Consider the following 12,268-nt stretch of genomic DNA (forward strand, 5'->3'; position numbering starts at 1 on the left):
TTCAAGTTATGTGCTACAGTCTTAGAAATTAACTGATGAGATATTGAAAAAAATTAGTGGAGCAATTAATTTATTATTGCTCCTTATCGTATTACAACTGACTTCATAGAACAATATATGTGGTGTGATGAGTATCAAACCTTGCGCTACTAAATAATTTATGAACATATTTATTAAAAACCTATCGGCAAAGAAGGGATAAGTAATGGCTAAAACTTTACTTCAAAAAATTTGGGATGAGCATTGCATTAAGTCTTTAGGCGATGCTGAAGATTTAATTTACATTGATATGCATTTATTACATGAAATTAATACTCCTCAAGCATTTGATAGTTTACGTGCTGATAAAAGGAAAGTAAGGAGACCAGATTTAACTGTAGCAACTGAGGATCATAATACTCCAACTCGCTCTGTTGAAGTACTAGAAAGAGATACAATACGTAAAAAACAGATTGATCTATTACGTGAAAACTGCTCAGAATTTGGTATTCCTTTGTATAAGCTTGGGGAGTCTGGGCAAGGAATTACACATGTAATTGCACCAGAGCAAGGCCTTGTTCTGCCTGGAACGACTCTTGTTTGCTGTGATTCACATACAACTACGCATGGTGCCTTTGCTACGCTTGCTTTTGGTATTGGTACAAGTCAAGTAGAGCATGTATTAGCAACTCAAACTTTAAGACTCCAAAAGTTTAAGTCTATGTGTGTAAAAGTAGAAAATACTTTACCAGAACATATTTCTTCAAAAGATTTGGCACTTTATATTGTTCGTCACATAGGAACCGGCGGCGGAATTGGACATGTTATAGAATATGCTGGAGAAGCAATCCATTCACTCAGTATGGAAGCCCGAATGACATTATGCAATATGTCAGTAGAATCAGGCGCAAGTGCGGGGATTATTGGTGTTGATAATGTAACCATCGATTATTTGTACAAAGTATTAGACGGAAAACCTCATATGGAGGAAGAAATTATAAGGTGGCGTAATTTTGTGAGTGATTCTAATGCCTTCTTCGATAAAGAAGTTGTCATTGATGGTAGAGAAGTTAATGAAAGAGTTACTTGGGGAACAAATCCATCTCAAAATATTTCCTTTGATGAGAGTATTCCAGATTTAGCGAGCTATAAAGACCCAAGTGAAAAAGTAGCAGCTCAACGTGCTCTTGAATATATGAAGCTAAAAGAAGGTCAATGTCTCCAAGACATTCTAATAGATAAAGTATTTGTAGGATCTTGTACAAATGGACGCATAGAAGATTTGCGTATAGTGGCGAGTATTTTAGAAGGACGCTTAGTTCATCCAGAAGTACATATGGTAATCGTTCCTGGATCAATCCAAGTAAGAGATCAAGCAATTCATGAGGGATTGGATATTATATTCAAAAAGGCTGGAGCAGATTTTCGTCAACTATCTGGCTGTTCAATGTGTGTAGGTCTGAACGAAGACAGTATGCAGAGAGGACAACGTTCTGTTTCAACAAGTAACCGTAACTTTGAAGGAAGACAAGGACCTGGTTCAATGACACATATTGCTTCCCCTGCTGTAGCAGCAGCTAGTGCAATAATGGGACGAATTGCTAGTCCATCAGATTTATAATAATGGAGGATATAATGAGTAGAGAGCATATTAATGGACAAGGTGTTCCTTTGTTTAGAAATAATATTGATACAGATCAAATTATTCCCGCACGTTTTTGCTATCAAGCAAAACGTTCGGGGCATGGCAATTCGTTATTTGGTGATTGGCGTGAAGATCCATCGTTTGTATTAAATGATTCACGTTACTCAGAAGGTACTATTTTGGTTGCAGGTCGTGAATTCGCAACTGGGTCATCACGAGAATATGCGGTTTGGGCAATTAAAGACTATGGTTTTAAAGTTGTTATTGCACAAAGCTTTGGTGATATTTTTTATAAAAATGCCATTATCAACGATCTTTTACCATTAAAAACGACTGAGCAAGGAATTGAAACCTTATGGAGTATTCTTGTTCGCAACCCTAACGCATTAATTGAAATTGATTTGGAAGCTGAAACTATTAATATCGAAGACTACATACTACCTGCAATTATTGCACCGAATTTCAAAAAAAAATATATTCTTAATCTAGATGACATCGAACAAACTCTTGAAGATATTGACTGTATTAAAGGATTCGAAAAAGTTAGAAGTAGACAGCTAGCCAATACTTTAAGAAGAAAAGAAGGTATTAGCAATGTCCAATTTAAATGAGATACCAATTGAATCTGTAAGAATTGCTATAATTGGCAGTGGACCTCGCGGTATGTCAGTACTAGAAAGGCTAGCTTCTCGTTTAATTGAATTAGATATAAAAGAGAAAGTTGAAATTTTCCTAATTGACGATGGACATGTAGGAACAGGAAGAATATGGTCTACAGAACAATCTTCTCTTCTTCTAATGAACACCATAGCTCAAGAAATATCAGCTTTTTCTGGGTTATGGGATGAAAAAGAACCTCGACCAGGTAGTGGACCTTCTTTTGCTCAGTGGTGGCAAAAATATCGTAATGATTATTCAGACTTTAATGGTTATGCACCTCGTGCATATTATGGTGAATACTTACTATATGTTTTATCAACTATAGAACGTTCGCTTCCTTTTTCTGTTACTTTACATAAAATCTCGGCTCGGGTAGAAAGATTAGATGAAACAGAAAAGTATCAATTATTACAACTCTCTAATAATCAAGAAATACTAGTTAATAGAACGGTCATAGCAACAGGTCATTCAACTAACAAGTTAAAGGATATTGAAAAGGATTTAGATGATTTTGCTTCTAATACACCTCCTGTAACCTTCATTAAAGGTGGGTCAGTGGCTCAAATGGACCTTTCTTCTATCCAGCCGGATCAAGGAGTAGGCATTATTGGAATGGGATTAACTTTCTACGATTTGATGGCAGAACTTACTATAGGTCGTGGAGGAAAGTTTGTATCAGAAGAGAATGGTGAGTTAAGGTATTGTCCATCAGGGAAAGAACCACGTATATATGCAGGAAGCCGTAGTGGTATGCCACTTCCAGTAAGAGGACGTAATCAGAAGCCATTTGACTATGAGTATCAGCCAGCAATTTTCACTCTAAAGCGTGCTTTAAATATTCGAAAGCGTGGAAACATTTACTTTGAGCGTGATGTCTTACCATTATTAGAAGCAGAGATGACTTTAGTATATGCGGAGACAGAACTACGACTTAATAAAAGTAAATTAGTGGCACAACAATTACGAAAAGATGTTATCAAATCCCAGGTAGAATCTGCAAATGGTGTAAATGAATTGGCTCTTAAATATGGGGTTTCTCATCCTATTTCCATTAATATTTACGATCTTGCAGATCCTTTCAAAAATAATACTTTTCCATCTATTGAAGAATTTAACAAAAAGTTGTATTCTATAATCTTAGATGACTATAATGAGGCAATGAATGGAAATGTGGATTCTCCAATAAAGGCAGCATTTGATGTTATTCGTAACACTAGATCAGTAGTACGTTTATTTGTTGATTTTGGTGGATTACATCCCTATTCACATCAATTTGAGTTTCTAAATAAATTTAATTCTGCTAGTAGTTTTCTTTCTGCTGGACCACCAGCTTTTCGAAGTCTGCAACTGCAAGCCTTAATAAAACAAAAAATTCTAACCGTTGTTGGTCCTTCAATGAAAATTAAAACTTCTAGCAATGATAGATGTATTTATATGTATTCACCGCATGTACAAAATTCTAACGTAGCACTTAATGTCGTAATTGATGCTAGAATTCCAACAACTGATATTACTTATGATTGTTCAAATTTGACTCAATCGCTTATTAAAGATGGAATTTTTGTACCTTTTGTTAATAAAAAAGATGATATTGAATTCCAAACAGGAGGAGTTAATGTTACATTATCTCCCTTTCATCCAATCAGAGCAGATGGAACTATCGCTGAAAAGCTATATGTACTAGGTATACCGACTGAGCATACCCGTTGGTTTATGCAATCGGGTAGCAGTCGCCCACATAAGTGGATTGATTTTATGATTGATGCAGATGCAATTGCTTTTGATATTTTAAACAGTCAGGATTTAAGTGTTAACGAGGAAAAAGACGCCTATATGCTACATTCCTAATCATAGTCATCTAAAACTTCTAATGAAAAAGGAGGAAGCATGACGTCAAAGGTAAATAAAATAGGTTGGAAAAATTAAAAAGTTAATCGAATAAGGGTGATTTGAATACGTATGTTACTCTTTTTAGTGTCTTCCAGCCTGTTTTTCTGATTTTTATATATTTAAAAAATTATAAATAATTAATCTTTAATGGGTTAATGCTATTATAATTTATCTTATTATTAGATTTAATTAATCTAAGTTTCTGAAGTAGTTATATAAAGTTAAAATTTTCTTTAAGATATTACTTGCAAGGCTCATATTGGCAGATAAGTAAAGAGGAATTACATTAAAGTTTAATTATAAGTTGTTTAATCAAATCTTAAGTTGAGAGCTACTAACAACGGAAGCGCAGAGTAACTTCGTATCATATCACCCGGACGAATGAGTAAGACAAGCTTCTAAAATAATTATACGAGGTCAATATTATGCCAGTGACAACTAATACAGTTAGAAACTCCCCATTGAGTAATGAATCTAAATTTATTCCTGACAAGCCAATGGAAGTTGCAACTGCTATAACAAGCCATAGTAATTTAGAAAATATACTTAATAAAGATGATTTAACTACTTCATTAAATGATATGGAGGAAGCTCTCTCTATAATACATGAAGAGTTACAGAATTTAAGTAGATATATAACGAGCCCACATTCATTTATATTTGCAGGACCTCGAGGGTATGTGTTAAGTGTAATAAATATAAATACTCAGATGGATATTGAACTAGGGACATCTTTAGACAGCTCACATATTGGGCATAATGCAATTGGTGTTGCCAAAGAAACTAGAAAACTAAGTATTGTTCTAGGAAGGGAACATAGATCAAACTTATTTAGGGGTTATTCTTGTATTTGTACACCAATTGAGGTCAGCAATAGAATAGTTGGCTTTCTAAACTTAATGTTTCAACAAGCAGAAGATATTACATTTGCTATACCAATGATGAAACAACTCTCTAACAACATAGAAGACAGATTATTAAAATTTTGTTCCATCTATCAAAAAGAAAAAATATTTATTATGTTTAACAACTATAATATGACTCCGCGTGAAAAAGAGATTGCATATGTATGGTTAAAAAACCTAAGTTGTGAAGAAATAGCTAGCATACATTCAATATCTGTTCACACAGTAAGAACACATGTGAAACGTATTTACTCAAAAACTAATACTTTTAGCAAGGGTGAATTTTTTTCTAAATTTAAGCTCTAAATAGGCAATAGCTTTTTAAACTAGAAGCTATTTGTTTAATATATCTTATTAGAAGTTGTATTTGAGTATTAAAAGAGTAGCCTCTAGGGTTGCTCTTTTTTTGTACTTACTCCATATGTAGAAAAACAGGCAATTTGAGCGCTTCTTATGACATTGTTTGTAAAGGGGAATGTGGAATGAAAAAAGCTTTTTCTCAAATCTTAAATAAAGAAGTTTCGGCAGAAGAAGTAAGTAAAAATGAATTTTTAAAGGTTGGCCTTAAGTGTAGAGATTGTGTTATATCAATGTCTCACAGAAGGGCACATAAATGGTATGAGAGTGTTGTCACGGCTTGTTTTGTACGTAAACAAGAACATATTGAATCGTGTCAGTATTATGCTGTAGGACAGATGGGGATTTTAGCAAGGTTATCAGATGATGATGTTTTATCACGTTTAGATAAAAAGAATTTTATTTTTAGATTAACAATGATTCATGATGAGCTTGACGGAAAAGAGGAAAAAAAGATAAAACACAACAAGGTACTAAAGTATCTCCAACAAACAAAAAGTATGAAGGTAAAGGGAGGTTAAGTTCTTATTTAGAGACAATGAAAAAAATTATTGAGTTGCGAAACATACTAGCAGACGATAAAAAAGATTTAACATCTATAGTTGAAATTGATTTTCAAGGTGAAAAAATTAAATGGGATAATTTTTATTTTCTAATTTATTATTACAAAGTTTGACCATTGTCTACTGTAATAACCTGTCCTGTTAGTGACTTTTGAAGAAGTGTGTAACAGATAGCTTCAGCAATATCATCAGGTGTAGAGATTCTTTTTAATAGAATATTTCCAGCCAGGTCTTTCATTTTTTCTTCATTTCCTTTCCACCATCTTGTTTTCACGGCACCTGGAGCAATGCTGTTAATTCTTATGTCTGGTGCTAGTGAAAATGCCAGTGATTTAGTTAATCCATGAACAGCCGATTTTGTCACTGCATATGGAACGGAGGAACCTAACCCAGTTATACCTGCTACACTACCAATATTAATAATTGCTGCATCTTCTGCTTTTTTCAAATAAGGTACGGCTTCTTTAATGCAATAAAATGTTCCTTTAACATTTACGTCCCAAAGTTTATCCCATACATCATCGGTAGCTCCCTCCAGGTCATCCATATCCAGTTGATGCGTAATCCCCACATTATTAACAAGGTAATCTAACTTTCCAAACTTCTTAACGCAAGCAATAATCATATTTTTCACTTGACTCTTATCACTGATATCGGCTTGATATAATAGTCCATCAGTTGATAACTGATTATATGTATTTTTTGCTTCCTCTACAGATTTTGAATAGTTTATAATTACATTAGCCCCTAAAGAAGACAGCCTCATACAGGTAGCCTTGCCAATTCCTGTACCGCCACCTGTTACCAGCACTACTTTATTCTTAAACATGATTTCTCCACCTCTTATATTGTTACTTCATTATTATATTTAGTGCTGCAGATGCTTTTGGCCATCCAACATAAAAGGCCATATGAGTTATCAGTGCGATAATTTCTTTTTCAGTAACTCCATTCTTTTTAGCCAATTGCAGATGAAACGGCAATTGTTCCGTGTTGCCAATACTGATTAAAGCAGAAAGTGTGCTTAAACTTCTTTCTTTTAATGTTAAAGTCGGATCTCTCCAAACTTCTTCAAATAATATACTTTCTCCATACTTCACAAAGTCAGGAGCAAGATCTCTCATTTCTTGCGGTATCTTGGATTCAATATGAGTGTTCATTTTATTTTTCCTCCCTTAGATTAACCATTTGTGCTATGCCTTGCCCAAATGACCAGTTTTCGGCAGATGTTTCATTTAGCGTAATAAAGATGTCGTTCACGGCAATATTTGAATGAGTGTGAAGACTCTAGGTAATAGATTGGTATAAATTCTTTTTCTGCTCAATTGTTCTTCCCTGCCCACATGCAATGGAAATATAAATTATTTTATCTATTCTCTTTCTCCTATTTTCTACGAGATACTGCGAATTATGGAAAATAGATAATAAAAATTAGCAAATATAATATGTTACCTTACTTTCTATATAATTATTTTACTTCTAAAATATTCATTTGTATAATTGAAAATATATCTTATAATTATCAAAAAAACAGATAGAGATGAGGTTAGAAAGTGGAAATTAAAGAATTAACTACCTTCAACACAATTGTTGAAGAAGGAACATTTTCGCTTGCTGCAAAAAAGTTGAATTATGCTCAGTCCACAGTAACAACACACATAAAAAAACTTGAAAAGGACCTTGGTTTTCTTTTATTCAAACGAGGTTGGGATGCCAAATTAACAGATGAAGGTGCATTATTTATAAAAGAAGTAGAGGATTTGTTAAAACATTGGGATTATTCCATATCTCAAGCTCAGCGTATTAGCAATGAAGAGAAAGGGACAATTAAAATAGGCTTATTAGAAACTATTGCTCAGAAGCTAATCCCAGCTATATTAAACTATTTAAATGTTAATAAACCATACATACATTGTGAGTTTTTTATTGATAACACAGCACTGTTAGCCGATTTATTAGATCAAAATAAACTTGACTTTGCTGTTTGTGGACATAATACAAAGTTGTCAGGCTTTCAGTTTACTCAAATTAGCGAAGAACAAATCGAATTTATTGTAAATACCCCTAATCATCCACTGTTACAACAAGATTCAGTACATATAGCTGATATTATTCGCTATCCTATTTTGATTGGAGAAAACAGTTGTTATTATTATCAATCCGTAAATCATTTCTTATCAGAAAACAATTTAACTTTTCAAAGAGTGTATAATTGCAATGCGTTACATCTAATTCCAGACATGATCTTTGGAGATGCAATAGGTATTATTCCTAAAGGAACAACCTTAAAATCAAGTAACATCTCATTTAAGGTAAAAGGATTTAACCCCAAAATGCCTATAGGACTATTGATCTCTTCTAAAAGAAGAAACTACTTGAGTCAAACAAAACAACAAATTATGAAAATAATTGAGTCCTCATTGTTATAGACAAAGAATTGGCTTGATATATTGACTTTTTCCAAAAAAACGAAAATCTAATTATCACTTTGTTATTTATAAAAGAAATTGATATATAAATAGCTGCCCTTTTATGCATTTATTTTTCTTTTTAACAAGATAAAGATTTCATTACATCATCTATATATAAATAAGAAAAACAACAAGGGAACGAGCCCTTGATATGAACTACACCCTGGAGAGTTTGGTGCAAAAACTTCAAAATATCTGCAAGTATTCTCTCAAACTTAGACATACTGATACTATTACTCTAAAAAAGGACGTGATCAGTATAGGCATCAATTTAAATTTAATAACAATACAGTAAAAAAGGATTAGACAAAGTTTAATCCTTTTTTTGAAAAGAAAACATCCCGTCAAGAATCGTTCGTTGGCTTAAAATGGGGTTCTGGTGCAAATACTGAAGAAAGATGTAAAGAGGTGAAAAGCTCCCTAGTAGAATCTAGTCTTAAGTAGCAATTTCAAATAGTTCATGGATGAACTCCACTTGATTTTGGGCAGACTTGTCTCGTGAAATAAGTTGCCCTTTTTTTATCATATGCATCGCTTCTATTCCACAAATAATAGATGTAGCTGTACGAAAAGATTTTAACCCTAACATAGAGCGCACTCGTTTTTTAATAAATCGATGATTCTGTTGTACGATGTTATTCAGATATTTTACCTGCCGTATTTGGATGCCTACCGGCATCTTTTTCTCTTTCTTCAACTCTTCAATCGCCATAGGATAGGCTGGGTTCTTGTCTACTGTGATCACACGGGGCTTGGAAACATGAAAAGACCGCAAAGCTTTCTTGAAAAAGCGCTTTGCAGCCTTATGATCTCTTGTTTTGTTTAAATAAAAATCAATCGTATTTCCTTCTGAATCAACGGCACGATAGAGGTACATCCATTGACCTTTGACTTTCACATACGTCTCATCGACTCGCCAAGAATCATTGGTTGGCTTAAGATGACGCCGTACTCGCTCATCTAATTCAGGACCATACTGGTGAACCCAGCGCATGATGGTTGTATGAGCAATCGATAGTCCGCGTTCCTCCATCATTTCGACTACATCACGAAAACTGAGATTGTACCGTAGGTACCATCTTACGGTTAATAAAATAATATCTGGCTGATACTGTTTCCATTTGAATAGATTTTCCTTTTTCATACTGATCACGTCCTTCGTTTTAGAGTACTAGTATCAGTTTGTCCAAGATTTAGAGGTTATTTACAGGTGGTTTTAGTTTTTTGCACCAGAACCCATAATACTTCTGCTAAAGAAAAAGAAATAAGAAATTTATTGGCAAATGCTTATAAAAAACTAGATTTAGATAAATCAATGAAACACGAAGAAGTTTGGGAAGAGATAGTTTACTATGAAGAATCTTTAAATATGCATTCCTTACTAAAAATTTCAGTAGCAGAATCAATACACTAGCCGTTATTTTGGATACACCAATAATCTCTATATTTATCTTGTTTTTTTGAATAAATGTAAACGTTTACTCTTTATTTTTTCCAAAATAATGATATAATTCTATTTTGTGTAATAAAAAATGTAAGGAGGAATTAATGAAGAGAAAATTACTTTTGTTGCTTTTTCTTTTAGTAGTGATTAGCGGTTGTAGCTCAAAGAATCTAAAAGAAAATGTAGCGTGTGAAAAGAATTGGGCTATATGTACAACTATACCTTTTGAAGTGGAACAAATTCCGAATGGGCAACCTGTTAAAGTAGCAATACTTGATAGCGGTATCAATCAAGATATTTCGCAACTTAGTCCTTATGTTGTAAAAAGTTATAATGCCATTGATAATTCTTCAGAAGTAAGTCCTTTAAATAATCACGGCACAATGATTGCCAGTATTATAGCAGGTACATATTCTGGAAAAATCCCTATTGGTCTCAATAAACAAGTTGAAATTTATGATGTTCAAGTACTTGATAAAACTGGTGTAGGGGCTATAGAACACACAATTTCAGGTATAGAATGGGCTATTGAGAACAAAGTTGACATTATTAATATGAGCTATGGCTTTTCAAAAGATGAACCTAAATTCCATCGAGTTATACAAAAAGCTGAAAAAGAAGGGATTATATTAGTTGCGGCTTCAGGAAATACCCTTGGATTATCCATCGATTACCCCGCTAAATATAAAGAAGTTTTATCTATTTCTGCAATTGATAAACAAAAAAACATCTTTATATATGCAGGAAAAGGAAAAGTTGATTATGTAGCTCCAGGGGTGGAGGTTCCGGTTTTAAATGAAAGTGGGAAAGTTGATAAACAAACTGGAACATCTTTTGCTGCAGCTTATGCTACGGGAATTATCTCTGTGCTTAAAACATCATTGAACAGCGAAGAAATTACTGAATATTTAAATTCCAATGCATTAGAATTAGGATCTGAAAATGTTTATGGAAAAGGTTTAATACAGTATAAGGGGGAAGAATGATGAAAAAAATAATTACGATAATACTTTCTTTATCTTTATTTATCGCTTATGGTGGTGTAGCAAGTGTAGCTCATGCAACATCTATTGAGAATGACAAGCCAGAAGTGGTTCAACTTAATACAGAAGATAGTAATCTTGTTTCAGATAGTGACGAAGTAGAAACTAATTTTAGTGTAGATGGTGATTCTAAGTACGTTGAATCTAGTTTAAATAAAGAAGAAGTTACAATCGATAGCTTGCTAGAATTTAATGAAGAGACAGACACTATAACAGTAAGTGCTAAGTTAGATGACGCGTATGGTAATTCAATTGATAAAAAGTTCGATGTTAAGCTTTTGTCAATTACTGATGAAGATAATTTTAAAGCTAGTTTTATTGATCAACAAACTGGAGAAGAATATCTGTATGATAGTTCAGAGTTACAAGCTTCAGTTTGGCCTGTAGTTGCTGTTATTGTTGGTTTCATAGCAAAACAAGGTATTAAACAAGCTGTGAAAAAGTGGGGTAAGAGCATTGTTACTTCTATGATTCGCTCAGTTCCTGCTGTAGCAAAAGAAGCGGCTAAAGATTTAGGCTATACAGAGGTTAAGGGTCAGTATTCACACGGAGCTAAGATATTTTATAATAAAAAAGGAAGTCCTAAATATATATCAATAGACCAAGATGGTCATAACGGTGGAGCTTGGAAGGGAGCTAGCTCTATTAAAAACTTAGGTTCAAAGAAAACGCGTTCAGGTACTTACGATGCTGAATTAAAGAGAATAGGAGACTGATGAATTTGGTGAAATTAAAAGAATTTAGTGTTGATTTCGATTGCAATGGAATGACACCTTTTTTTCAAGTCCATCAAGATAATAGGGTAAGATTTGATATCGATGCGCTAAACATGGCTAATTTGAAATTAATTATTAATGATATTTTCAATAAGGATAAGCAAATTAACGCAATTGTTGTTTCGGAATATATCGTCAACAATAAGCGCAAATCTGCTAAAACAAGAATTGGTCAAGTTATTCATTTAAAGAATTGGAAAGAACATGTAGTATTAGAAGAAGGTACCAGCGATGGAATCGTTTATAGTACTATCGGAAGCTTAAATCCGACAGATGTATATAATTATTGCTTAAGTGTAAAAAAAGGACTAACACGAGCATATATAGCATTTCATTCAAATGAATATCTTCTATATGTAAGTAGTGATGTTATTGATATTATTTCAAGTAATGCTACTAACATTTCCAAGTTAAAAGATCGTTATAACGATTTCTATGATAGGTATTATGAAGGTAATGCTCATATATACGGCTAACTAATTAAAGCAAAACTATACTAAAAAAAGCCATCCTTGTTGGGACTGACTCCTGTTTT

Annotated in this window: 13 protein-coding genes and 1 pseudogene; 10 read left to right on the plus strand and 4 right to left on the minus strand. The window is 33.3% G+C overall.

Features of this window, described 5'->3' with window-relative positions; translation table 11 throughout:
• The first annotated feature begins 205 nt into the window (after positions 1–205).
• From leuC to LZP85_RS02780, 5 genes are all read left to right on the plus strand, one after another.
• Positions 206–1,600, plus strand: a complete 1,395-nt coding sequence (leuC, locus tag LZP85_RS02760) for a 3-isopropylmalate dehydratase large subunit (protein ID WP_226639800.1) — start codon at positions 206–208, stop codon at positions 1,598–1,600.
• 14 nt (positions 1,601–1,614) lie between these two features.
• Entirely contained in the window at positions 1,615–2,235 is a 621-nt protein-coding gene (gene leuD, locus LZP85_RS02765) for a 3-isopropylmalate dehydratase small subunit (protein WP_226639798.1), read from the plus strand.
• Positions 2,219–4,132, plus strand: a complete 1,914-nt coding sequence (locus tag LZP85_RS02770; RefSeq protein WP_226639795.1) for an FAD/NAD(P)-binding protein — start codon at positions 2,219–2,221, stop codon at positions 4,130–4,132. The genes leuD and LZP85_RS02770 overlap by 17 nt, the downstream gene beginning before the upstream one ends.
• Positions 4,133–4,599: 467 nt before the next feature.
• Positions 4,600–5,385 (plus strand): helix-turn-helix transcriptional regulator, encoded by a 786-nt coding sequence (locus LZP85_RS02775; protein ID WP_226639793.1) that lies wholly within the window; start codon positions 4,600–4,602, stop codon positions 5,383–5,385.
• 176 nt (positions 5,386–5,561) lie between these two features.
• Complete coding sequence (locus tag LZP85_RS02780; protein ID WP_226639791.1) at positions 5,562–5,957, plus strand: hypothetical protein; 396 nt, start codon at positions 5,562–5,564, stop codon at positions 5,955–5,957.
• A 142-nt stretch (positions 5,958–6,099) separates the two neighbouring features.
• On the opposite strand, the gene LZP85_RS02785 is transcribed toward LZP85_RS02780, so the two are convergent.
• From LZP85_RS02785 to LZP85_RS02795, 3 genes and pseudogenes are all read right to left on the minus strand, one after another.
• Positions 6,100–6,831, minus strand: a complete 732-nt coding sequence (locus LZP85_RS02785; RefSeq protein WP_455657279.1) for an SDR family NAD(P)-dependent oxidoreductase — start codon at positions 6,829–6,831, stop codon at positions 6,100–6,102.
• A 19-nt stretch (positions 6,832–6,850) separates the two neighbouring features.
• Positions 6,851–7,159, minus strand: a complete 309-nt coding sequence (locus LZP85_RS02790) for a carboxymuconolactone decarboxylase family protein (RefSeq protein ID WP_226639787.1) — start codon at positions 7,157–7,159, stop codon at positions 6,851–6,853.
• Position 7,160: 1 nt separating this feature from the next.
• Positions 7,161–7,415 (minus strand): annotated as a pseudogene (locus tag LZP85_RS02795) (tautomerase family protein); the annotation flags it as partial.
• A 137-nt stretch (positions 7,416–7,552) separates the two neighbouring features.
• Between LZP85_RS02795 and LZP85_RS02800 the strand changes: the two are divergent.
• Entirely contained in the window at positions 7,553–8,428 is an 876-nt protein-coding gene (locus LZP85_RS02800) for a LysR family transcriptional regulator (RefSeq protein WP_226639785.1), read from the plus strand.
• Between the two features lie 478 nt (positions 8,429–8,906).
• Here the strand turns inward: LZP85_RS02800 and LZP85_RS02805 are convergent, their stop codons facing one another.
• Positions 8,907–9,614 (minus strand): IS6 family transposase, encoded by a 708-nt coding sequence (locus LZP85_RS02805; protein ID WP_226639783.1) that lies wholly within the window; start codon positions 9,612–9,614, stop codon positions 8,907–8,909.
• 66 nt (positions 9,615–9,680) lie between these two features.
• Between LZP85_RS02805 and LZP85_RS02810 the strand changes: the two genes are divergently transcribed.
• From LZP85_RS02810 to LZP85_RS02825, 4 genes are all read left to right on the plus strand, one after another.
• Complete coding sequence (locus tag LZP85_RS02810; RefSeq protein WP_131887323.1) at positions 9,681–9,884, plus strand: hypothetical protein; 204 nt, start codon at positions 9,681–9,683, stop codon at positions 9,882–9,884.
• Positions 9,885–10,018: 134 nt separating this feature from the next.
• Positions 10,019–10,900, plus strand: a complete 882-nt coding sequence (locus LZP85_RS02815) for a S8 family peptidase (protein WP_138117340.1) — start codon at positions 10,019–10,021, stop codon at positions 10,898–10,900.
• Positions 10,897–11,673 carry an SAR2788 family putative toxin gene (locus LZP85_RS02820; RefSeq protein ID WP_138117339.1) on the plus strand — a complete coding sequence of 259 codons (777 nt, stop codon included), beginning with the start codon at positions 10,897–10,899 and terminating at the stop codon, positions 11,671–11,673. The genes LZP85_RS02815 and LZP85_RS02820 overlap by 4 nt, the downstream gene beginning before the upstream one ends.
• Positions 11,674–11,681: 8 nt before the next feature.
• The gene (locus LZP85_RS02825) at positions 11,682–12,209 is read left to right on the plus strand and encodes a hypothetical protein (RefSeq protein ID WP_234562226.1); all 528 of its coding nucleotides are present in this window, start codon (positions 11,682–11,684) and stop codon (positions 12,207–12,209) included.
• The last annotated feature ends 59 nt before the right edge of the window (positions 12,210–12,268 follow it).

It is taken from the genome of Priestia flexa, assembly GCF_021441905.1.
In the GTDB taxonomy this organism is placed as follows: domain Bacteria; phylum Bacillota; class Bacilli; order Bacillales; family Bacillaceae_H; genus Priestia; species Priestia flexa.